Here is a 23,645-nt window from a genome sequence, read left to right as displayed (position 1 = left end):
ATTCGATGGTTGGCTCGTTGGGTTACGGCGGATGCGCGCTGCGCGCTTATCCGCCCTACGCGGGTATTCGATGACTGGCTAGCTGGTTGTGGTTAGGGTGGATTGCGGGCACAATCGCCCTCCCCCGCCGATGAACACACAGCCTGGTAGAGAATTGAATGGCGATTAACTGGTTTCCCGGACATATGCATAAGGCCCGCAAGGAGATTGCGGAGGTGATGGCCCATATGGATGTGGTCATTGAGGTGCTCGATGCCCGTATCCCCTACTCCAGCGAGAATCCGATGATTCCCGCGCTGCGCGGCGACAAGCCGTGCATCAAACTGCTCAATAAGGCCGACCTGGCGGACCCGGCCATGACCGAGCGCTGGGTGGCCCACCTGGAGCAGGAACAGGGCGTAACCGCCCTACCCGTCACGCACCGCAAGCCCGAGAGCATTCGTCGACTGCTGGTTCAGATTCAGGACATTCTGGCGGACCGGAACCTGAGCGCACGCAACACCCAAGCGATGATCATGGGGATTCCGAACGTGGGCAAATCCACCCTGATCAATATCCTCGCCGGGCGCAAGATTGCCAAAACCGGCAACGAAGCCGGGGTCACCAAATCCCAGCAACGAATCAAACTGGACAACCGGGTGGTGCTGACCGACACCCCCGGATTTCTGTGGCCCAAACTGAATCCGCCCAGTTGCGGATACCGATTGGCCGCCACCGGGGCGATCAAGGAGAAGATCTTTGACTACCCGGAAGTGGCGCTGTTTACCGTGGCCTATCTGGGCCAGCAATACCCCGAGGCGCTCAAGGCCCGCTACCGGCTCACGGAGCTTCCCGAAGACGACCTGGAGCTGCTGGAAAGCATCGGCCGGGCTCGGGGTACGGTGCGCAAGGGCGGCCAGGTGGATCTGGAGAAAGTCTCCGCGCTGCTGATCAGTGAACTGCGGGACGGGGTTCTCGGCCCCATTACGCTGGAAACGCCGGAGATGACCGAACGCGAAGAGGCCGAAGCCCGGGAGGCCGACGAACGGGCCAAAATCGAAAAGGAAGAAAAAGCCAAGCTGCGCCGTCAGCGGGCGCGCAAAAACCGGCGTTGACGCTTGGGTGAGCTGTTATCGAGCAGTCGTGAAATCGGCATCAACTGCGGCACATTTTCACAGACGATCTTGAAGCTCGCCAGCAACGGAACCGCCATCAGCGCCCCGGCCACGCCCCACAACCAGCCCCAGGCCACTACCGAGATAAACACCGCGGTGGGGGTAACGGCCAACCGCCGCCCGATCACCATTGGCGTAATCATGTGCCCCTCGGTAACCGACAGTGCCATATACACCCCCGGCACCAGCAGTGCCTGGGGAATACTCGGGAAGGTGGCCAGTCCGACCAGAGCGAGAATCCCGGCCATCACTACCGCGCCGACGTAAGGCGCGAAGTTGAAGCAGGTGGCCATGATTCCCCACAGCAGGGCGTTGGGCACGCCGAGCAACTTCATGGCCAGCGCCACACAGGCACCCAGTAGTATATTGATCACCGTGATGGTCGCCAGATAGCGGGAAATGTCCTGACGAATGCGATACGCAATGCGCACTATGCGGCGGCGCGAACCGAGATTGGCCCCCAGTTGTGTCGCCTTGCGCAGAAAACGGTCACCCGCAGCGAGCAGAAAGTAGGTCAGAAAAACCACAATGGTCAGCCCGGCCAACAGCGTCGGCAGATTGGCCAGGACAAACGAACCCAAGGTGCTTTCCCGTTCGACCTTGACTTCAACCGGGGTCATCTTGTCGCCATCGCCCAGGATGTACAGCTGACGCACTTCTTCGGTCACCGCCTGGAGGTTTGACAACGGCCCGCTGAACTCCGAGAGCTTTTCGCGAAATCCGCGCACCACTTCCGGAATATCCTGCAACCACTGCTCGGCCGGTTCAATCAGCAACAGGAAGATCAGCACCACGCCGTAAACCAACAGCCCCATCAACACCAGAGCCGAGAGCGTGGGCGGAATGCCGTACCGCTGACCATAGCGGATGACCGGCGCGAGCAGCGCGCTCAGCAACCACGCCATGGTGATCGGGATCAGGATCGGAGAGGCAACATGCAGGGCCGCCACCAAGGCGATCGTCGCCAGCACCAGTAAGGCAATCAGTTGGAAATGGGGCAGACCAAAGTGCGAGGAAAAGGGTTTGAACATGAGGTGGATGAATCCTTACACCAGCAGGTGGGCCCACAATTGGCGGGCCAGTCGCATCAGCGGAAGCGTACGTACTGCCTTGGCCATCCGGCCGCCAAAACGCCCGGTCAGGAAGCCGGCCGAAAAACAGCCTGCCACTGCCCAGCCCCCTTGCAGATGCGTTTCCAGCCCCGTACGCGCCTCGTGACGAAGTGCATTGAGCACCCGGCGTTCATGGTGAATGGCGGAGGACAAGCGAGCCACTTCCCGGGTCTGGCGTTTGAGGAATAATGCGGTAATCATGACGCGGCTTCCGTTTCCTTTGTGGACGTTTCCGGGGTTTCGTCATCACTGGCCACTCGCGCAAAGGCGCGTCGAGTTTCCGGAAAACGCAACCAGCGCGACAAGCGACGGAGCTGCCCGCGCAGATACACCACCATGACGCACTGGGCGAGCATCAACCCGGCGGCAATCCAGCCCCAGTGCACACCGGCCTGCCAGGCCAGGTAGCTGACCACCGCCAGCAACAGCACCCAGACCAGCATCAGGGTCATGGCCAACAGAATGCTCACCAGCAGAATCAGCGCCAGACTTCTGGCCGCCAGGCGGGCCTCGGCTTTGAACAGCGCCCAGCGGTCGATCCAGGTCTGGCGAATCAGAATGACCATGGCGGTCGCCAGGTCCAGCAAAGACGACTCCGGAGGTGGCTCACTCGCCGCATCGTTTACCGACTCTGCGTTACCCTCTTCGCCGCCTGCCTGGGGTCCTGCTCCGCCATGGTCCCGGGATCTTGTCTGTTCGCCTTCGCGCATTCAGTGCCCCGGACTAGCGGCGAAGCAGGTTGGCAACAATCAGGCCCGCCGCAAAAGCGATACCTGCCGTCATCAACGGATTTTCCCGAGCGTAGTCGCGTGCACTGGAAACCGAACCTTCCACCTGTGCCCGCACCTCTTCCTGCTTTTCAGTCCAGCTCTGCTGGCCCTGACTGGCGGCACCGCGCAAGCGCTCTTCCGTTTGGGCCACACGCTCGGATAAACGATCGATCGCTTCGTGTGCCGCTGCAACGGTTTTTTCGGTGAAGGGAGCGCCCGTTTCGGCGCCATTTTCGGTGGTGCTTTTTTCAGCGGTACTTTTGGATGATGTTGCCATTTCAGCCTCCTTTTGGCGTCATGCCAGAGTAGTGGCAGCCAGTAATGTGACCGTTGCGGCGCTCTACGCGAGGCACTCATGAGATGAGAACCACGCGCAGCACCGAAGGGCTCCATTGACTAGCTTAACACCTTTTTGGGGCCCGAGTGTGAGCACCCCACCTCAAAACCGGTCGAGAGGACCGGGACGTTTCCTTTCGGCACCAAAGTCCTCTGGAGGTTCCTAGGAGGCACGCCATTCGGCGTCACTATCGGGAATTGCTTCGGCATCGGCCAGTTCACCGTGCAGACGCTCACCCTCGGCGGCACGGGGTTTGGCAAAGCGCGCCAGGCCAAGATACACCACCGGCGTGAGGAACAGGGTGAACAGCGCGGCCAAGCCCAGCCCGCCAAAAATGACCCAGCCGATGGCCCAGCGGGATTCCGCCCCGGGGCCGGAACTGAGAATCAACGGCAGGCCCCCGAGCACGGTCGACATCAGGGTCATGGCGATGGGCCGCAGACGCACCAGGGCGGCGGTACGCACGGCGCTGTACACATCGTGTCCCAGATCCCGCAACTGATCGGCAAACTCAACCAGCAGAATACCGTTTTTGGCCATCAGGCCGATCAACATCACCAGCCCGATCTGGGAATAGATATTGATACTGGTGCCAGTAATCAGAAGCGCCAGAATCGCGGCCGCAATACCGAACGGTACCGTGACCATGACAATGAGGGCGCTGGTAAAACTTTCGAACTGGGCGCACAACACCAGGAATACCACCACCAGTGCAATGATGTAGGTCAGCGCCACCTCCCGCGAGGTTTCATCAAGGGTTTGAGCTTCACCCTGGAAAATCAACCCGATGCCCCGCGGCAAGGTATCGGCCGCGACGGCTCGCACCTCGTTCACCGCGGTCTGCAGGGGGTATTCCGAGTCCAGTTGAAACTCAACTTCAATCGAGCGCCGCTGCGCATTGCGCTCCAGTTCTGCGGCAATATTTTCCTCGGTCAGGGTCACGACGCTGGACAGCGGCAGCAACTCGCCGGTACTCGAGCTGATGTACAGATTCAACAGATCATCGGGGCTGCGAATCTGACCAGTCGCGGACTCCAGAATAATGGGAATGGCTTCATCGCCCACGCTCAGGTCGACCAGGTCATAGCGATCAACCATTGCCCGCAGGGTGGCGGAAATATCCGCTAGCTCAACACCTAGCTCAGAGGCTCGGCGTCGATCAACATTGATGGACAGCTGCGGCTTGTTGGGGTCGTAGTCCATATCCGGGTCGGAGATATGATCGTAGCGGGTTTCCACTTCCTTGATAAAACTCTGCGCCGCCTGGTAAATCTCATCGTAGTCCGGCCCGGTCAGGGCCAACTGAATGGTTGCTCCCTGACCACCGCCACCACGAATGTTCAGGCTGTTACCGGCGCCAACCCAACTGGTCACACCAGGCAGCTCTTTCAGTTTGGGTTCAATTTCGGCGGCAATGGCCTGCTGGTTCCGGCTGCGTTCGCTCCAGTCCGCCAGGGGCAGAACAAACAGGGCGCGATTCGGGTCACGCCAACCGAGAATGGAAAAGGCCAACCGGGCTTCCCCAGACTCCACAATCGGCTGAACGATTTCACTGACCAGCCCGGCCTGACGCTCAATGTAGTCCAAACCAACGCCTTCAGGGCCGTTGAGACCAATGTAAATCACCCCCCGGTCTTCGCTGGGCACCAGCTCTTTGGGTACCTGTGTGTAGGCATAACCGGCCAGCGCGACAATCAGCACGGCGATACCGAAGGTGGTCCAGGCATAACGCAACGCATGATCGACCATCCAGCTGTAAACACCGACCATCAGATTGCCAAACTCGGTGAGTTTATTACGAAATGGATGGGGCTGACCCTCACGCTCTGGGGATATCCGTGCAGCCGCCGCAGGAACCAGTGAAAGAGCGACGAAGGAAGATATCGCAACGGCGATGGACAGAACGAAACCAAACTCCCGAAACAGCCGACCCGCAGTACTGGGCAAAATGGCAATCGGCACAAATACCGACACCAGAACTGCCGTGGTCGCGACCACTGCGAAGAACACCTGGCGGGTCCCGAGCACGGCGGCGGCACGCGCACCCAGGCCCTGCCCGCGACGGCGCTGAATGTTTTCCAGCACCACAATGGCATCATCCACAACCAGCCCGGTGGCCAGTACCAAGGCCAGCAGCGTCAGAATATTGATGGAGAATCCCAGCGCCCAGATGGCGGCCACGGTTCCCACCAGCGCAATGGGAATGGCCAGGCTCGGCACCAGGGTGACCCGGAAGGAGCCAATGAACAGCCAGATGGTGCCGATCACAATAGCCACCGTCAGCAATAGGCTGGTAATGACCTCTTTCACCGAGCCGCGAATGAACGTGGCATTATCTTCGGTGATGGTCAACTCAACGTCGGTAAGGCGTTCGTCCAGTGGTCCGAGGATCTCGCGAATGCCATTGGAAATTTCCAGCGTGTTCGATTGGGCCTGTCGAATCACACCCATACCCACAACCGGCTGGCCGTTGAACCGCACCAGTGAATCAGCATCACGCGGGGTATAAAACACCCGGGCGATATCCCCGACCCGAGTGTTGCCCTCGACGATAATACTTCGAATATCTTCTTCCGTGGTCGCCGTCGCGTCGGCCCGGACCAGCAATTCCTGATCGCTGGAGCGATAGCTACCGCTGGGCACATCGTAGGGGGCATTGCGCAGGGCATTGGCGACATCGGTGACGCCCAATCCGAAACTGGCGAGTTTCATTGGGTCCATCACCACCCGGACAATGCGGTCACGCCCCCCAAACACCTGAACATCGGCGACTCCGTTGACCGAAATCAATTCGGGAATGATGTCCCGCTCAATCCGCTGAGTCAGCTCCGTCTCGCTCAGTGAATCACTGATGGCGGCGATATTGATGATCGACTGGGCATCGGGGTCGGCCTTGACCACCGTCAATTGTTCCACATCTTCCGGCAGCTCGCGTTGCACACGGCTGACCGCTTCGCGGACTTCAGAGGCCACATCATTCAGATCCACGCCCGCATTGAACTCGAGCGACATCCGGAAGTTGCCCTCTTCACTGTCCGAGCGGACAGAGCGCAGACCGGTCACTCGCGCTACGGCCCCCTCCACAACGGAGGTGACTTCGGCGTCCATGGTTTCCGGTGAGGCACCCGGATAGTTGCCGTTTACACTGACATAGGGGTAATCGATGTTCGGCAGCTCACGCACTTCCACCGCGAGAATGGCCGCTGCGCCGGCAAGGGCAATCAACAGGTTGATGACCAGTACCAGAATCGGGCGGCGAATACTCAGACTGGGGAGGTCATTGACTTCCTGAATGTCAGCCCGGTTTTTTTCATCGCTCACGACTCTTCTCCTTCCTCTGATTCTCCAGAGTCCCGATAGGCGCCGTCATTCTCGCCCAGTTCGGCGTTCAAGGGGCGAACGTCCATGCCCGAACGAACGATATGCACACCTTCGGTAATGATCGGGTCACCCTCTTGCAGGTTCGCTTCCACCAAGACACCGCGCTGATTCCGTTCGATCAGGTTGACTGCAACCCGCTGCGCCTTGCCATCTGCAATGGTCCACACATAGGCGCCTTCACCACCCCACTGGACCGACACTTCGGGTACTGAAAGGTAGCGGTTGCCTTGAAGACTCAGGTTGATCCGAAAGCTCATTCCCGGGAGCAACACGTCATTGGCATTATCGACATGGGCGCGCAGCGTGAATGTCCGGCGGGTTTCATCCACGCGGGACGACACGTCGACAATGGTGCCGCTCGCTTGGGCGAAACGATTACTCCAGGTAGTCACTTCGATTTCCTCACCGCGCTGGAGCTTGCCCAGCAGCAACTCGGGCAATTCAAACCGGACCAGCAGGGTGCTGCGATCATCCAGGGTTGTAATGGCGGTATCCGGATCAATCCAGGCGCCCGGGTCCAGGTCGGTCAGCCCGACGTAGCCGCTGAACGGCGCGCGGATGGTGTGGTAGTTCAGATCGACCCGGGCACGTTCCAGCGCAATACGGGCGCGCTCAACGGCACTGCGAGCATCATCCAGGTCGGACTGGGTCACGCCACCGCTCTGTACCGAGCGCTGATACCGATCGAGCTGACGCTCGGCATCGGCCAATTCCAACTCGGCCGCCTGCACCGCCAGGCGTTCGTCCCGGTCGTCCAGGCGAAGCAGCACCTGCCCTTGCTCTACTTTATCCCCGGCCGAGAAATTGACTTCCACCACTTCACCAGACACTGCCGATTCAATCGTGACCGACTTGAGTGCGCGGGATGTACCCACCGCTTCCAGCGATGTGGTCTCGTAGCCGTACTCTGCCGCCGCCGTCAACACCGGCTGCGGCGTACGCTCCCCCGGTCCGCCCCCGGGGCCTCCCGGCTCTTCACCGGAGTCGGAACAGGCAACGGTCACGGAGACCGCCAGAACACCCAATAGGGCGCGACTGGCACGAGAGCAAAACATCGAAATTTTCATAAGCGTCTGATGGTTTTTAGGTCAATTAAGGTCGGGAATTCCCTGGATGTCAGGGATACTGCTTTGTTATCACAAACGATCATTCGGAAGCATTACAGCCTACGCTAAAATCATACAAATGACGAGATAACGGGGGTTGCGGGCCGAACAGTAAATGTAAAGATTGGTTATCTCACTTAACACTCCCGTGGATATCTTTCGTAAAGGCCGTTAGCCTTGAATCAATTGACATCAACTTGGGGAGCACAACCATGGGCCTGCTAGTCAAAGGCAAGTGGCATGATCAGTGGTACGACACCGAAAAAACCGGTGGGGAATTCATTCGGGAAGATGCCCAGTTCCGCCACTGGGTGACCCGGGACGGCAGCGCCGGCCCCAGCGGTGAGAGCGGCTTCAAAGCCGAGGCGGGGCGCTATCACTTGTATGTGTCCTACGCCTGCCCCTGGGCTCATCGCACCCTGATTTTCCGCGCTCTGCTCGGGCTCGAGGACGTCATCAGCGTCTCGGTGGTGCACCCGCACATGCTGGAAAACGGCTGGGAGTTCCGGGCCGATAAAACCTTCAGCACTGAGGGCCCGGAGCCCTTATACGGTTTTGATTGTATGCACCAGGTGTACACCAAAGCACAACCGGATTACTCCGGCCGGGTGACCGTTCCGGTGCTCTGGGACAAGCAGCGAGAAACCATCGTCAACAACGAATCCGCCGAAATCATCCGCATGCTCTCCAGCGGCTTTTGGGACCTGGCAAAATCACCCCGGGATTTTTATCCGGAAGCGCTGCGTTCAAAGATCGATGCGATTAACGAGAAGGTGTACCACAACATCAACAACGGGGTGTACCGCTCCGGTTTTGCCACCCGGCAAGACAAGTATGAGGAAGCCTTTCAGTCGCTGTTCGCCGCGCTGGATGATGTGGAAGCGCTACTGGGACAGCAGAAGTTTCTGGCCGGGGACACCCTGACCGAGGCGGACTGGCGGCTGTTTACCACGCTGGTGCGTTTTGATGCGGTGTATGTGGGCCATTTCAAATGCAACCGGAACCGGATTGCGGATTTCCCGAACCTGTCGAATTACCTGCGCCAGTTGTACCAGGTGCCCGGGGTGAAAGAGACGGTGCATATGGACCATATCAAGCATCATTATTACTACAGCCACGACACCATTAACCCGACCCGGATTGTGCCGGTGGGGCCGGAGTTGGGGTTGGATGCGCCGCATGATCGGGGTGACATCACCCATACATCGGCAACGCCCGGGCAATAATCTCCTTCACCGGCACCCCCTTGGGCAAATTACCGTACAACCCGTGCGGCTGCTCAATCCGGCTGGCGATGAACGCCTCCGCCACACGCCGATCGCCGTGGCGCAACAACAATGACGCCTGCAAGGCCACCGCCATCGCCTCGGCCAGGCTCCGGGCCCGATATTCCCGCGCGTCCGGCACCTTGAGCGCCGCCTCGAGGTCGGTCACATAACGATCCAGCCGGCTGTCCACCCCCCGGCTGCGCTGAAACTCGCTGAACAGCGCCTCACGGGATTCCGGCTGCTTGTCCAATGCCCGCAGAATGTCCAGACACTGCACATTGCCGCTGCCCTCCCAGATGGCGTTGATCGGCGCCTCCCGGTACAGCCGCGCCGTCATGAATTCGTTCATTACCCCGCTGCCACCGAGACATTCCATCGCCTCGGCGTTGTGCCCGGCCACCCGTTTGCACACCCAGTATTTGCCCAGTGCCGTCGCAAGGCGCAGAAACGCCTGTTCCTGAGAGTCCTGTGGATGGTCGAGGGCCTGAGCCAAGCGCATCGCCAAGGTCACGGCCGCATCGCTTTCAATCACCAGGTCAGCCAACACATTCTGCATCAGCGGCTGTTGCACCAACGCCCGGCCAAAGGCCCGGCGATGCACACAGTGGTGAATGGCCTGCACCGCCGCCTGACGCAGGGCGGCGGCCGAGGCGACGGTGCAATCAAATCGCGTCAGGGCCACCATCTCGATGATGGTTGCCACGCCGCGCCCTTCCTGACCCAGCAGCCAGCCCTCGGCCCCACGCAGCTCCACCTCACTGGAGGCATTGGAAACATTGCCGGCCTTGTTTTTCAACCGCTGCAATAGCAGCGCATTCTTGCCGCCCTCGGAACGCCAGCGGGGCACCAGAAAACAGGACAGGCCTGCATCGGTCTGCGCCAGCGTCAGAAAGCCATCGGAGTTGGGGGCGGACATGAAAAACTTGTGGCCGGTCAACCGATAATGATCACCCTGGGCCCGCGCCCGGGTGGTATTGGCGCGCACATCCGAGCCACCCTGTTTTTCGGTCATGGCCATGCCCAGGGTCAGCCCGGCTTTCTCGCTGAAATGCCGATTGCTGCCGTCGTACTCCCCGGACAACAACTTGGGCACCCAGGTCGCCGGCAGGCCCTCCTGGGCTTTCAGCACCGGGATACCCGCAAAGGTCATGGTGATCGGGCAACCGTGACCCTGCTCCAATTGCGTCTGCAGATAGACGCTGGCGGCCCGGGCTGCATGGGCGCCGGGCTGGGGGTTCTGCCAGGGACTCGCGTGCAGGCCCTCGGCAATGGCCTTGCCCATCAACCGGTGATAGCTCGGGTGATAGTCCACCCAGTCGAGCCGATGGCCCCAGCGATCGTGGGTGCGCAGTTCGGGCGGATGGGCATTGGCGTCAAAACCACATTGAATCCACCCCGGATCACCCAGTGCCCGCCCCTGCTCATGCAGCGCGGCTTCGGCCCACCCCGCCCCACCGGTTTTGATCAACTCCTGCAGCGCCACATCTTCCCGGTAGGCGTCATAGCCTTCCAACGGCGGCGGCACGTTGAACACTTCATGAGTCTCTGTCTGGGAATCGCGCGAGTGGGGCTCGCTCATGGTCACCTCCCGGTAGGCCGGTGGGTCTGGAAGCTGTATAATCGCGGGTTTCACGCCAGCCCGTCATACACGAAGCTTAGTACAGGTTACCGCATGTCTTTGGAAAAAACGTACAACCCCCACGCCATCGAGCGCGAGTGGTATCAGACCTGGGAAGATCGAGGTTACTTCAAGCCCCAGGGCGGAGATGACCCCTACTGCATCATGATTCCGCCGCCGAACGTGACCGGCAGCCTGCACATGGGTCATGGCTTCAACAACGCGGTGATGGACGCGATGATCCGCTATCACCGAATGAAGGGCGACGACACCCTGTGGCAGATGGGCACCGACCACGCCGGCATCGCCACCCAGATGGTGGTGGAGCGGCAACTGGCCGCCGAAGGTCGGGACCGGCACGATCTGGGTCGGGAAAAATTCCTGGAGAAAGTCTGGGAGTGGAAGGCCGAGTCTGGCGGCAACATCACCCGCCAGCTGCGCCGTCTGGGCTCCTCTCTGGATTGGAGCCGCGAGCGCTTCACCATGGATGAGGGCCTGTCCAAAGCCGTTCAGGAAGCGTTTGTGCGCCTGTACGAAGACGGCCTGATTTACCGGGGTAAGCGCCTGGTCAACTGGGACCCGAAACTGCACACCGCCATTTCCGATCTCGAAGTGGAAAACCACGATGAGAAAGGCTTTTTCTGGCACATGCGCTACCCGCTCGCCGACGGCGAAAAAACCGCCGACGGCAAAGACCACCTGGTGGTGGCCACCACCCGCCCGGAAACCATGCTGGGCGATTCGGCCGTGGCCGTGCACCCGGAAGACCAGCGCTACGCCTCACTGGTGGGCAAATTCATCGAACTGCCCCTGGTGGGCCGTCGCATTCCGATCATTGCCGATGACTATGTGGATCAGGATTTCGGCACCGGCTGCGTGAAGATCACCCCGGCCCACGACTTCAATGACTACGAAGTAGGCAAACGTCACGACCTGCCCCTGATCAATGTGCTGGACAAAGACGCGGCCATTCTGGGCACCGCCCAGGTATTCAACTATGCCGGTCAGTCGCGCACCGATATCGACACCGCTCTGCCCGAGGATCTGGCGGGTAAAGACCGCTATGCCGCGCGCGAAGCGATTGTCGAAGCCCTGCAGGCCTCCGACCTGATGGACAAGATCGAAGACCACGCCCTGAAGCAGCCCCGCGGCGACCGCTCCGGCGTGGTGGTCGAGCCCTGGCTCACCGACCAGTGGTATGTGAGCACCAAGCCCCTGGCCGAGCCGGCCATTGAGGCCGTGGAAAACGGTCGCATCCAGTTTGTCCCCAAGCAGTACGAAAACATGTACTTCTCCTGGATGCGCGACATTCAGGACTGGTGTATCAGCCGTCAGCTCTGGTGGGGCCACCGGATTCCCGCCTGGTACGACGAAAACGGCAAGGTGTATGTGGGCCGCAACGAGGCGGAAATCCGCAGCAAGTACGACCTGCCCCAGAGCGTCAAGCTGGAGCAGGACGAAGACGTACTGGATACCTGGTTCAGCTCGGGTCTGTGGACCTTTTCCACACTCGGCTGGCCGGAACAGACCGACTTCCTGAAGAAGTTCCACCCCACCGACCTGCTGGTGACCGGGTTCGATATCATTTTCTTCTGGGTCGCGCGCATGATCATGCTGACAATGCACCTGATCAAAGGCGAAAACGGTAAGCCGCAGGTGCCGTTCGAAACCGTCTACGTGCACGGTCTGGTGCGCGACAGTTACGGGCAGAAAATGTCCAAGTCCAAAGGCAACGTGCTGGACCCGCTGGACATCATCGACGGCATTGATCTGGAAAGCCTGGTGGCCAAGCGCACCAAAGGCCTGATGCGCCCGAAAGACGCCCAGAAAATTGAAAAACAGACCCGCAAAGAATTCCCGGACGGCATTGCCGCCTATGGCACCGACGCCCTGCGTTTCACCTTCTGCTCCCTGGCGTCCACCGGGCGTGACATCAAATTCGATATGGGCCGGGTGGAAGGCTACCGCAACTTCTGCAACAAAATCTGGAATGCCACCCGCTATGTGCTGATGCAGTGCGAAGGCGAGGATTGCGGGCAGGACGGCGGTGACGTCGCGCTGTCGCTGGCGGACCGGTGGATCATCTCCCGCCTGCAGAACGCTGAGCAAACCGTCACCGAGGCACTGAACACCTATCGCCTCGATCTGGCCGCCCAGGCCCTGTACGAGTTCATCTGGAACGAGTACTGCGACTGGTATCTGGAGCTGTCCAAGCCTGTCCTGTGGGACGAGAATGCCAGCGCCGAACAGAAACGTGGCACCCGCCGCACCCTGATCCGCGTGCTGGAAACCACCCTGCGCCTGGCGCATCCTCTGATGCCCTTTATCACCGAGGAAATCTGGCAGAAGATCAAAGAGCTGGCCGGTGCCCAGGGCGAGACCATCATGCTCGCGCCCTACCCCGTGGCCGATGAGGGCAAGGTGGATGCCGAGGCCTCAGCCGATATCGAATGGCTGAAGGCGGTGATTCTGGGTGTGCGTAACATTCGCGGGGAAATGAACATTTCCCCGGCGAAAAAACTGCCGCTGTTTTTCTACAACGGCTCCGGTCAGGATCAGCGCCGCCTGAACGACAACCGCCAGTACCTGATCAAACTCGCCGCCCTGGAAGACGCCACCTGGCTGAACCCGGGGGACGAAGCCCCGGTGTCCGCCACAGCACTGGCGGGTAATCTTGAGCTGCTGGTACCCATGGCCGGCCTGATCGACAAGGACGCCGAGCTTGAGCGGTTGAGCAAAGAAACCGTCAAGCTGGAAAAAGACATCCAGAAAACCGAAGGCAAGCTGGGCAATGCGAGCTTTGTCGACAAGGCGCCTAAAGAGGTGGTCGATAAAGAGCGCGATCGGTTGGACGGGTTGAAATCCGCGTTGAGTAAGTTGCAGGAGCAGGTACGTCGAATCGAGAGTCTCTGATAATTTTCCTCGACTTTGCGTAGGGCGGATAAGCGAAGCGCATCCGCCGTAAATACCCGTGACATTATCGATTAACGCAACCTTGGGGAACGGCGGATGCGCGCTTCGCGCTTATCCGCCCTACGCCACCTATCGTTCGCCAGCACGGAGATCGATCCCCCTTTCCCGCCCCAATCCTTCGGATAAATGCCTTCTTTTACCGCTCTATGGAAGGTCGAATACGGCCAATCCTGCACCGCATTTACCCAACCATGTTTGACGGGATTGTAATGCACGTAATCCATATGATTGCGAAAATCCTGCTCGCTGGTGATGGCGTGCTCCCAAAATCGCTGCTGCCAGATTGTGGCATCTCGGGCCAATCCCTCCATCGCAATCACCGTTTTTGAAAACACCTTCTTGATCTCCCTCCAGCGGCCGGAGTAGTCGGTATCGTATTGCGGTAAGGTCCAAATAGCATGCAAGTGATCCGGCAGGACGCACCAGGCATCGATGGCAAAAGGACGCGTTTGGTGCACCCGGCGCACGGCGTCGCGGAGGGTATCGATATAGCGAGTCAAAAAATCGGATTGCCGATCTTGCAGGGTTACCGTGAAAAAATAGGTGCCACCGGGAATGTAAGTGCGTCGGTAGTTGGGCATGGCGGGCTCCAGTCCTTGGATAATGTCGCCACAAAGGGTATCCAATAGGACGAACGGAGCCAAGCCGATAGCGGCATCAAGCGACAACGTGGCTTATGACTGAGAGGTCGATCAAAGTTTTGGGGCGAACAAGAAAATTTCCGGCGGGTGCATTTGGGTTGGGTTAGGTTACGGCGGATGCGGGCTGCGCCCTTATCCGCCCTACGGCCGAGCGCAGCGGTATAAATCCGCGTAGGGCGGATAAGCGCCGCGAGGCGCGCATCCGCCGTTGCCCAAAATAGTCGCATTTACCACATAGGCATTACGTGCATTTACGGCGGATGCGCTTCGCTCCGATGCGTCGGACCGATCCGCCCTACGTGGGGTGATGGGTGGTCCGTCTGGGGCTGGGATATACCAGGGCACATCCATGTTCCCTGTCCCTTCGGGACGCCTTCGGCGGTACTGATCGTTCCGGATCTGCGGCGGGGCCGGGATAGACCGAGGCGCATCCATGCGCCTCGCCCTTCGGGCGCCTTCGGCGGTCCCAATCGCTCCAGGCGATTGGTCGAACCGGAGGGTTCGAACCAAGTCAGCCCTCTCCGCCATATACAAAAAAGCCCGGCATATGCCGGGCTTTTTTGTATATGGCGGAGAGGGAGGGATTCGAACCCTCGATACCGGATTAGGGTATACTCCCTTAGCAGGGGAGCGCCTTCAGCCACTCGGCCACCTCTCCAAAACAACTTGTCACCTGCCTCTCGACAAGTGCGGCGCATCATACCATATCTCACGAAAAATCAAAGGGTTGAGAGTGGTTGGATGCAAAAAAGTGCGATCAAAATCGCGTCTGGTCAGAACTTGACCGGAATTTCCAGAGGGAAGAGCGGCTCGGGAGGTGGTTGATTACGCTCCCGAGGCCCGTTGACGAGTCTGGTTTCAGTCCAGTTGCTCATCCTGGTTCTGTTTCTCACGCTGAATACGCTGGTAAATCTCTTCGCGGTGAACGGCGATATCCTTGGGTGCATTCACACCGATACGGACCTGATTGCCTTTCACGCCAAGTACAGTGACTGTCACTTCATCACCAACCATCAGTGTTTCGCCAATACGGCGGGTCAAAATCAACATAATAAATCTCCTTCACTCATCCTGTAAGAACACGGCGTAGACTCCATCGTCCGATGCCGCTTCTCGGCTAACCCCGATCGCCAATGGGCGTCAAACTACAAACCCCCTTGAAGTATTGACCATAGTTGGCGATTAGGACAAACATTTTCCACCCTTTTATGTGCTTTGTTCTCCCTGCTTGTATTAACGCGCGCTAACTGTACCAGATTTATTGAGCGATCGCTAACCAACCGCCCCACGCCCGGCCCAGCGGCGGTCAACCCCGGTCCCGGCTTTCCTCGGGCTCTTTGTCGAGTCCGAAGGCCGTGTGCAGGCAGCGAACCGCCAGTTCCAGGTAACGCTCTTCGATGATCACGGAGATTTTGATCTCCGAGGTGGTGATCATCTGAATATTGATGTTCTCTTCGGCCAAGGCGTTGAACATGGTGGAGGCCACCCCGGCATGGGAGCGCATTCCAACCCCGACAATGGACACCTTGGCGACCCGGTCATCCCCGCGAACTTCCCGGGCGCCGATGGACTGGGCCACGGTTTCCAGGACACCGACGGTCTTTTTCAGATCGCCTTTGTTGACGGTAAAGGTCAGGTCTGTGGTGTTGTCGGCGCCCACGTTCTGGACAATCACGTCCACTTCAATATTGGCCGCGCCCACCGGGCCCAGGATACGGGCGGCAACGCCCGGCGTGTCCGGCACACCGGCAAGAGTCACTTTTGCCTCATCGCGGTTGAACGCAATGCCCGAGACAATGGGTTGTTCCATAGTGTCGTCTTCCTCATCGAGTGTAATCAGGGTGCCCGGGCCTTCCTGGAAGCTCGACAACACCCGTAACGGAACTTTGTACTTGCCGGCGAATTCAACCGACCGGATCTGCAGCACCTTGGAGCCGAGGCTGGCCATTTCCAGCATTTCTTCGAAGGTGATCCGGTCCAGCCGCCGGGCGCGCTCCACCACTCGTGGGTCGGTGGTATATACGCCGTCCACGTCGGTATAGATCTGGCATTCATCGGCTTTCAGCGCCGCCGCCAGGGCCACGCCGGTGGTATCTGAGCCACCCCGTCCAAGGGTGGTGATATTGCCCTGCTCGTCCACGCCCTGGAAACCGGCGACCACCACCACACGCCCGGCCTCAAGGTCGGCGCGCATATTGGCTTCGTCAATGGCCTGGATGCGGGCTTTGGTGTGGGCATTGTCGGTCAGGATACGCACCTGGCCACCAGTGTAGGACCGGGCATCGTAGCCGCGCTTTTTCAGCGCCATCGACAGCAGGGCAATGGTGACCTGTTCACCGGTCGACACCAGCACGTCCAATTCGCGCGGGTCCGGGTTGTCCTGTATCTGCTGAGCCAAGGCAATCAGGCGGTTGGTCTCGCCGCTCATCGCGGACAGCACCACCACCATATCGTGGCCCTGGTCACGAAATTTCGCCACATTGTCAGCCACGGCTTCAATCCGCTCGACGGTGCCCACGGAGGTGCCACCGTATTTCTGTACGAACAAACTCATGCCCGAACGCTTCCTCGACCAGTACGCCGGAGAACCGGCTCAGTTGCAACATTGCGCGCCATGCGCGGCCCGCTATTAAAGCGTAAATCGCGCTTTAGCGAAATAGTTTTTCAGGCCCGTAAAAGTCTTTTTTAGCGGTTTGGTTACGGCGGATGCGCCTTCGGCTTATCCGCCCTACGCGACCTGCCGTGCTATGCGTAGGGGCCGAGCGCAGCGTTATGACACGCATCCGCCGTAACCGACCCGAAAAGCGTTATGCGAGTTGGGCTTTGACCCACTCGGGGACGGCGCTCAGGGCACTGTCCAGCCCGCTGGGGTCAGTTCCACCGCCCTGGGCCATATCCGGGCGGCCGCCGCCTTTGCCGCCAACTTTGGCTGCCACGTCGCGCATCAGGTCACCGGCCTTGATCCGGTCGGTCAGGTCCTTGGTCACCCCGGCAACCAATGAGACCTTCTCACCCTCTACCGCCGCGACCAGCAATACGCCACTGCCAAGCTTGTTTTTCAGCTGATCGGCGCTCTCGCGCAGGGATTTGCTGTCGGCCCCCTCCAGCTTGACCGCCAGTACCTTGACCCCGGCGACCTCCTGAACCTGGTCCAGCAGGCTGCCACTGCCTGCCGTGGCCAGCTTGGCCTTGAGCGCGCTCAGGTCCTTTTCCAGCTTGCGGTTCTGGGCCAGCAGTTGCTCGACCTTCTCCGGCACCTGCGGACGGCGGGTCTTCAGGGCCTGAGCGGTGCGATCGGCGAGCGCCTCTACCTCATCAAACAGCGCCAGGGCACCCGCTCCGGTCACCGCCTCGATGCGGCGAACGCCCGCCGCCACGCCGGATTCAGAGGTGATCCGGAACAGGCCGATGTCACCAGTGCGGCGCACATGGGTACCGCCGCAGAGTTCCACCGAGAACCCATCCCCCATGGTCAGCACGCGCACCTGATCACCGTACTTTTCACCGAACAGCATCATGGCGCCTTTGGTCTTGGCACTGTCGATATCCATCTCTTCGACCTGAACATCGGTGTTGGCGCGAATCTGTTCGTTGACCAGCGCTTCAATCGCCTTGATCTCTTCGGGCTTGAGCGCCTCGAAGTGGGAGAAGTCAAAACGCAGACGCTCGGAATCCACCAGTGACCCTTTCTGGGTCACGTGCTCGCCCAGCACTTCACGAAGCGCCGCGTGCATCAGGTGGGTTGCCGAGTGATTCAGGGCGGTGGCCGAACGCACATTGCCGTCGACCCGGGCCGACAGCGTATCGCCCACCGCCAGACGGCCGTGCAATACCCGGCCAATGTGCAGATGGCTGCTCCCCTGCTTGTTGCAGTCACGCACCTCAACGCGCAGACCACCATCGGCTTCCAGGTAGCCGGTATCGCCCACCTGACCACCGGACTCGGCGTAAAACGGCGTGCGATCGAGCACCACGGCGCCCTCATCGCCCTCTTCCAGTTGGTCCACGAGCTGGCCGTCTTTCAGCAACGCCTGGATCTTGCCCTGCTCCGCAAGCTGGGTATAGCCCAGGAACTCGGTGGCCGGCAGGTCCAGCCCGGCCGAGGTGTAATCCACCTTGAAGCTGCCCGCCGCGCGGGCCCGGGCGCGCTGGGCGTCCATGGCCTGTTCGTAACCGGGCATATCCAGCGTCAGACCGCGCTCACGCGCAATGTCTGCGGTCAGGTCGACAGGGAAACCGTAAGTGTCGTACAGAGTAAAGACGATATCGCCGGGAATCTCGGTGCCACTCAGATCTTCCAGCGCCCCTTCGAGGACCACCATCCCCTTATCCAGGGTTTTGGCGAACTGCTCCTCTTCCAACAGCAGCACCTTTTCGATCTGTGCCCGTTGCTGGCGTAACTCCGGATACGCATCACCCATCACCTCGGCCAGCGCGACCACCAACTGATGGAAAAACGGTTGGGTCTGGCCCAGTTGGTGACCGTGGCGCACGGCGCGGCGAATAATGCGGCGCAGCACATAACCGCGCCCTTCATTGGAGGGCAGCACCCCGTCGCTGATCAGAAACGCACAGGAACGGATATGGTCGGCAATCACCCGCAGTGACTTGTTTTCCATATCCGTGGCACCCGTCGCGTCGGCCGCGGCTTTGAGCAGGTGCTGGAAAAGATCGATGTCGTAGTTGTTGTGCACGCCCTGCATGACCGCGGCAATCCGCTCCAGGCCCATGCCGGTATCGATGGAGGGGTTGGGCAGCGGCTTCAACTCGCCATTGCTGTGGCGCTCATACTGCATGAACACCAGGTTCCAGATCTCGATGTACCGGTCCAGATCGTCATTCTCGCTGCCGGGTGGGCCACCAGGGACATCCGGGCCGTGGTCATAAAAGATTTCCGAGCTGGGACCACAGGGGCCGGTGTCCCCCATCTGCCAGAAGTTGTCTTCATCCAGGCGGGAGAAGCGCTCGGGGCTGACCCCCACCTCCTTCTGCCAGATATCGGCCGCTTCATCGTCGCTGATATGGACGGTCACCCACAACCGCTCTTCGGGCAGTTTGAGTACATCGGTCAGAAACTCCCAGGCGAACTTGATCGCGTCGCGCTTGAAGTAGTCTCCAAAGCTGAAATTGCCCAGCATCTCAAAGAACGTGTGGTGGCGCGCGGTATAGCCGACATTTTCGAGGTCGTTGTGCTTGCCCCCGGCACGCACACAACGCTGGGAACTGGCCGCACGGCGGTAATCCCGGTGTTCTTCGCCGAGGAATACGTCCTTGAACTGGACCATGCCGGCATTGGTGAACAGGAGGGTCGGGTCATTACCCGGAATCAGGGAGCTGCTGGGGACAACGGTGTGCCCCTGCTGCTCAAAGTACTTCAAGAAGGCGTCGCGAATTTCTGCGCTTTTCATAGCGTATCCGTGGTTATCGAGATCAAAATGGGGCGATTCAGGGGCGGTCGAGCTGTTCCCGCTCTTCCTGGGTCAACTGGCGCGCTTCGCTCTCCAGCATCACCGGGATGCCATCGCGAATGGGGTAAGCCAAGTGGCTGGCTCGGCACACCAGCTCCTGCTTTTCAGCGTCGTACTCCAGTGGAGCCTTGCTCACCGGGCAGACCAGTAGACTGAGCAGTTTTTTGTCGATCATAGCGCCCCTCGGGGAATGAGATAAAAGCCGCTATCTTACACCGGGGCGCGACTCCAACGCTACTGAGCGGCCCCGCAAATCAGTTGCGGGCCACGTCTTCCGGCTCGGGCATCGGCCCTACCAGAGTGGTCGGGTCGACCCGTCGGTCGAACCAGTTCATGCGCCAGTCCAGATGCGGGCCGGTCGCCCTCCCTGTGGCGCCCACCTCGGCGATGATATCCCCCTGACCGACTTCCTCCCCCTCTTCCACCAGAATCCGGTGCAGATGAATGAAGGTGGACGACAGACCGTGACCGTGATCCACAATCAGGGTGCCACCAGAGAAGAACATATCCTCGTGCACCAGGGTGACTACACCCGGCGCCGGGGACGCCACCGGGGTGCCCTGTGGCGCGGCGATGTCCACCCCGTAATGAGGCGAACGGGGCTCACCGTTATAAAACCGCTGACTGCCGTAAACGCCGGTAATGATCCCGACCAGTGGCCACTGGAAAGACTGCGCAAAATCGGTACGCGCCAGATCATGCTGGCGAGCCTTCCAGGCGAGAGCCGCTTCGGCCCGGGCGCGCTTGACCTGCTCCGGGTCCGGAGTCACTGTACTCTGTGGAACACCCTCAATGCGCTGGATATTGTAATCCCGGGCTTTGACGGGGAATTCAAAGTGCTCGGGCTCCCCTGCCGGGGGTATCAGGGTCAGCCTGGCGGGCGACTCGGCATCCCGGTCGAGACCAATCACAAATTGGCCGTCGTCGGCAATCCGCACAGTGCGATCCCCCAGTTTCAGCTCGCTACCCGGTGTCACCCCGCCACGAATGACGGCGCCCTGCTGCCAGTCGCCGTGGTGGATTTCGAGGGCCTGGGCCGAGAGGGCCACCAGGAGGGTGAGCGGGAGTGCGGCGAATTTTCTGAGCATGTAATGCCTCTGACATCATCAATGGATCATTTAATGAGCAGGTTAGCACGAACTTAAGTGATTGGGGTAACCATGTGGTGCGGGGATGGGGTGCTGTGGGAGCGGCGGATGCGCTTCGCTTATCCGCCCTACGGGTACTGCCGTGCCATCCGTAGGGCGAATAAGCTGAAGGCGCATCCGCCGTTAACGAAAACGGCAGCCTCAGGGCTGCCGTTTTCGTTTTATACCATGACTGAGGATTGAGCTTACTGCTCGCCCACCCGCAGTATTTTCATGGTGTTGGTGCCGCCCAACTGGTTGGAGTCACCGTTGGTGACAATCACCAGATCACCGTCACTCAGCACACCCTTGCTTTTCAGGATCTCGATCGCGCGCATATGATCCTGATGGCCCGGTGCCGAGCTGTCGGTTTCGAACGGTACCGGCTGGACACCGCGATACAGCGCCACGCGACGCTGGGTATCGATCCGCCCGGAGAAGGCGAAAATCGGCAACTGAGAACCAATGCGGGACATCAGACGCGGGGTCGCACCGGACTCGGTCAGAGAGATAATCGCCTTCACACCGCTGAGATGGTTGGCGGTATACATCGACGCCATGGCGATGGATTCGTCAATGGTCTGGAATGTCTCCTCGACCCGATAGGTGCTCTGGCTGCCGCTCAGGTGCTTTTCAGCCCCCAGAATGATACGCACCATGGCCTTGATGGTCTCTTCCGGGAAGTCGCCAGCGGCGGTTTCCGCGGACAGCATCACCGCATCGGTGCCATCGAGTACGGCGTTCGCCACGTCGAACACTTCCGCGCGGGTCGGCATCGGGTTCTTGATCATGGACTCCATCATCTGGGTCGCGGTGATCACCACCTTGTTCAGGGCACGGGAGCGCTCGATGATGCGCTTCTGTACACCGATCAGGGACTCATCACCGATCTCCACACCCAGGTCACCACGGGCAACCATGACCGCATCACTGGCTTCAATGATAGCGTCCAGGGTTTCGTCGTCCGCAACCGCTTCAGCACGTTCAACTTTGGCTACCAGCCCCGCACGCTCGCCACCGGCGGCCCGCATCAACTCGCGAGCCTTGTTCATGTCGTCCGCACTGCGCGGGAAAGACACGGCCAGATAGTCGACGTCGATATCCGCCGCGGTTTTGATGTCGGCCAGATCTTTTTCGGTCAGAGCCGGAGCCGACAGGCCACCGCCTTGACGGTTGATGCCCTTGTTGTTGGACAGCGGACCGGCAATACGGGTCACGCAGTACACGCGGTTGCCTTCGATTTTCTCCACTTCCAGCACCACGCGGCCATCGTCCAGCAGCAGGTTATCGCCCGGCTTACAGTCGCCCGGCAGCTCCTTGTAGTCGATACCAACCTGGTTCTGGTCTCCCTCGTCACGGCCGAGGTCCGCATCCAGAACAAACTTGTCACCAAGCTTGAGCTCGATTTTCTTGTCCTTGAAGCGTGAAATACGGATCTTCGGACCCTGCAGGTCGCCCAGCACGGCCACAAAACGGTCGTGCTTGGCGGCGATGGCACGCACGTTTTCCGCGCGCTGCTTGTGCTCTTCCGGCGACCCGTGGGAGAAGTTCAGGCGAACGACGTTCACGCCCGCCAGAATCAGTTTTTCCAGCATTTCCGGAGCTTCAGAGGCGGGCCCCAGGGTGCTGACAATTTTGGTACGTCTTAACATAACTCTCTCTCAGTATTTATTACTTGGCTTGCATCAGCGCCAGGGTGTTATCCAACATGCGGTTGGAGAAGCCCCACTCGTTGTCGTACCAGGACATGACTTTTACCCAACGACCGTTGAAAACCTTGGTCTGCAGAGAGTCGTAGTTGGAAGAGGCCGGGTTGTGGTTGAAGTCGATGGACACCAGCGGCTCATCGCAATACTCCAGTACACCCGCCATTTCGCCTTCGGCGGCTTCCTTCATGGCGGCATTCACTTCCTCGACGGTCACGTCTTTGGAAACCAGCACGTTCAGGTCAACCAGAGAGACGTTGATGGTCGGCACACGAACCGCCATACCGTCGATCTTGCCCTTCAGTTCCGGCAGCACCAGCGCTACCGCGCGAGCGGCACCGGTTTTGGTCGGGATCATGGACTGAGTGGCCGAACGGGCGCGATATACGTCGGTGTGATACACGTCGCTCAGGTTCTGATCGTTGGTGTAGGCGTGGATCGTGGTCATGGAGCCTTGCTCGATGCCGAACTTGTCGTTCAGTACCTTGGCAATCGGTGCCAGGCAGTTGGTGGTGCAAGAGGCGTTGGAGATGATCTGGTCGGTCGCCTTCAGGGTCTTGTGGTTGACGCCGTAAACAGCGGTCGCGTCCACATCGGTACCCGGTGCGGAAATGATCACTTTCTTCGCGCCGGCTTCCAGGTGGGCACTGGCTTTTTCTTTGCTGGTGAAGATACCGGTGCACTCATACACCACGTCCACACCCAGTTCGCCCCAGGGCAACTTGCTCGGGTCACGCTCAGAGGTAATGCGGATTGCATCACCATTTACAATCATGTTCTCACCGTCGACAGATACTTCGCCGGGGAATTTGCCGTGGACCGAATCGTACTTGGTCAGGTGAGCGTTCAGGTTTACGTCGCCCAGGTCGTTGATACCGACCACCTGAATGCGGTCGCGATAGTTGGATTCGTACAGCGCACGCAGCACGTTGCGGCCGATGCGGCCGTAGCCGTTGATTGCTACTTTAATGGTCATTACACATC

Annotated in this window: 18 protein-coding genes and 1 tRNA gene; 3 read left to right on the top strand and 16 right to left on the bottom strand. The window is 59.7% G+C overall.

Translation table 11 applies throughout. The features are described from left to right. Positions 1-158: 158 nt before the first annotated feature. A complete protein-coding gene (gene ylqF / locus N645_RS0101760) occupies positions 159-1,094 on the top strand; it encodes a ribosome biogenesis GTPase YlqF (protein WP_024459793.1) in 936 nt (311 codons plus the stop codon). Here the strand turns inward: ylqF and N645_RS0101755 are convergent. The 6 genes from N645_RS0101755 to N645_RS16470 all read right to left on the bottom strand — a co-directional run bounded on the left by N645_RS0101755 (position 1,067) and on the right by N645_RS16470 (position 7,809). Further along, positions 1,067-2,185 carry an AI-2E family transporter gene (locus N645_RS0101755; RefSeq protein WP_024459792.1) on the bottom strand — a complete coding sequence of 373 codons (1,119 nt, stop codon included), beginning with the start codon at positions 2,183-2,185 and terminating at the stop codon, positions 1,067-1,069. The two genes, ylqF and N645_RS0101755, sit on opposite strands and share 28 nt — an antisense overlap. Positions 2,186-2,200: 15 nt before the next feature. After that, entirely contained in the window at positions 2,201-2,467 is a 267-nt protein-coding gene (locus tag N645_RS0101750) for a hypothetical protein (protein ID WP_024459791.1), read from the bottom strand. Next, entirely contained in the window at positions 2,464-2,976 is a 513-nt protein-coding gene (locus N645_RS0101745) for a hypothetical protein (protein ID WP_152521603.1), read from the bottom strand. Before N645_RS0101745 ends, N645_RS0101750 begins: the two co-directional genes overlap by 4 nt. A 13-nt stretch (positions 2,977-2,989) precedes the next feature. After that, positions 2,990-3,313: a YqjD family protein gene (locus N645_RS0101740; RefSeq protein ID WP_024459789.1), complete on the bottom strand. Its 324-nt coding sequence runs from the start codon at positions 3,311-3,313 to the stop codon at positions 2,990-2,992. 222 nt (positions 3,314-3,535) lie between these two features. After that, positions 3,536-6,694 (bottom strand): efflux RND transporter permease subunit, encoded by a 3,159-nt coding sequence (locus tag N645_RS0101735; RefSeq protein ID WP_024459788.1) that lies wholly within the window; start codon positions 6,692-6,694, stop codon positions 3,536-3,538. Next, entirely contained in the window at positions 6,691-7,809 is a 1,119-nt protein-coding gene (locus tag N645_RS16470; RefSeq protein ID WP_024459787.1) for an efflux RND transporter periplasmic adaptor subunit, read from the bottom strand. The genes N645_RS0101735 and N645_RS16470 overlap by 4 nt, the downstream gene beginning before the upstream one ends. 263 nt (positions 7,810-8,072) lie before the next feature. On the opposite strand from N645_RS16470, the gene N645_RS0101725 reads away from it, so the two are divergent. Continuing rightward, positions 8,073-9,086 carry a glutathione S-transferase family protein gene (locus N645_RS0101725; protein WP_024459786.1) on the top strand — a complete coding sequence of 338 codons (1,014 nt, stop codon included), beginning with the start codon at positions 8,073-8,075 and terminating at the stop codon, positions 9,084-9,086. Here the strand turns inward: N645_RS0101725 and N645_RS0101720 are convergent. After that, positions 9,055-10,707, bottom strand: a complete 1,653-nt coding sequence (locus N645_RS0101720) for an acyl-CoA dehydrogenase family protein (RefSeq protein WP_024459785.1) — start codon at positions 10,705-10,707, stop codon at positions 9,055-9,057. The two genes, N645_RS0101725 and N645_RS0101720, sit on opposite strands and share 32 nt — an antisense overlap. Before the next feature lie 99 nt (positions 10,708-10,806). On the opposite strand from N645_RS0101720, the gene N645_RS0101715 reads away from it, so the two are divergent. Next, the gene (locus tag N645_RS0101715; RefSeq protein ID WP_024459784.1) at positions 10,807-13,659 is read left to right on the top strand and encodes a valine--tRNA ligase; all 2,853 of its coding nucleotides are present in this window, start codon (positions 10,807-10,809) and stop codon (positions 13,657-13,659) included. Between the two features lie 71 nt (positions 13,660-13,730). Here the strand turns inward: N645_RS0101715 and N645_RS0101710 are convergent, their stop codons facing one another. The 9 genes from N645_RS0101710 to gap all read right to left on the bottom strand — a co-directional run bounded on the left by N645_RS0101710 (position 13,731) and on the right by gap (position 23,637). After that, entirely contained in the window at positions 13,731-14,300 is a 570-nt protein-coding gene (locus N645_RS0101710) for a transposase (protein ID WP_024459783.1), read from the bottom strand. A 627-nt stretch (positions 14,301-14,927) separates the two neighbouring features. Further along, positions 14,928-15,018, bottom strand: a tRNA-Ser gene (locus tag N645_RS0101705). Positions 15,019-15,218: 200 nt separating this feature from the next. Continuing rightward, on the bottom strand, positions 15,219-15,410 hold the full coding sequence (csrA, locus tag N645_RS0101700; protein WP_024459782.1) for a carbon storage regulator CsrA: 192 nt from the start codon (positions 15,408-15,410) through the stop codon (positions 15,219-15,221). Positions 15,411-15,666: 256 nt separating this feature from the next. After that, positions 15,667-16,914 carry an aspartate kinase gene (locus tag N645_RS0101695; protein WP_024459781.1) on the bottom strand — a complete coding sequence of 416 codons (1,248 nt, stop codon included), beginning with the start codon at positions 16,912-16,914 and terminating at the stop codon, positions 15,667-15,669. Between the two features lie 253 nt (positions 16,915-17,167). Beyond that, positions 17,168-19,768 carry an alanine--tRNA ligase gene (alaS, locus tag N645_RS0101690; RefSeq protein ID WP_024459780.1) on the bottom strand — a complete coding sequence of 867 codons (2,601 nt, stop codon included), beginning with the start codon at positions 19,766-19,768 and terminating at the stop codon, positions 17,168-17,170. A gap of 37 nt (positions 19,769-19,805) precedes the next feature. Beyond that, the gene (locus N645_RS0101685) at positions 19,806-20,003 is read right to left on the bottom strand and encodes a Trm112 family protein (RefSeq protein ID WP_024459779.1); all 198 of its coding nucleotides are present in this window, start codon (positions 20,001-20,003) and stop codon (positions 19,806-19,808) included. Positions 20,004-20,082: 79 nt separating this feature from the next. After that, the gene (locus tag N645_RS0101680; RefSeq protein WP_024459778.1) at positions 20,083-20,916 is read right to left on the bottom strand and encodes a M23 family metallopeptidase; all 834 of its coding nucleotides are present in this window, start codon (positions 20,914-20,916) and stop codon (positions 20,083-20,085) included. A 245-nt stretch (positions 20,917-21,161) separates the two neighbouring features. Continuing rightward, positions 21,162-22,607, bottom strand: a complete 1,446-nt coding sequence (gene pyk, locus N645_RS0101675; RefSeq protein ID WP_024459777.1) for a pyruvate kinase — start codon at positions 22,605-22,607, stop codon at positions 21,162-21,164. Between the two features lie 19 nt (positions 22,608-22,626). Further along, positions 22,627-23,637: a type I glyceraldehyde-3-phosphate dehydrogenase gene (gap, locus tag N645_RS0101670; RefSeq protein ID WP_024459776.1), complete on the bottom strand. Its 1,011-nt coding sequence runs from the start codon at positions 23,635-23,637 to the stop codon at positions 22,627-22,629. Positions 23,638-23,645 lie beyond the last annotated feature (8 nt).

Origin of the sequence: Marinimicrobium sp. LS-A18 (genome assembly GCF_000463525.1) — a bacterium.
In the GTDB taxonomy this organism is placed as follows: Bacteria; Pseudomonadota; Gammaproteobacteria; order Pseudomonadales; family Cellvibrionaceae; genus Marinimicrobium; species Marinimicrobium koreense.
The sequence above is the reverse complement of the archived record's forward strand: the minus strand, read 5'-3'. Positions and strand labels throughout refer to the sequence as shown.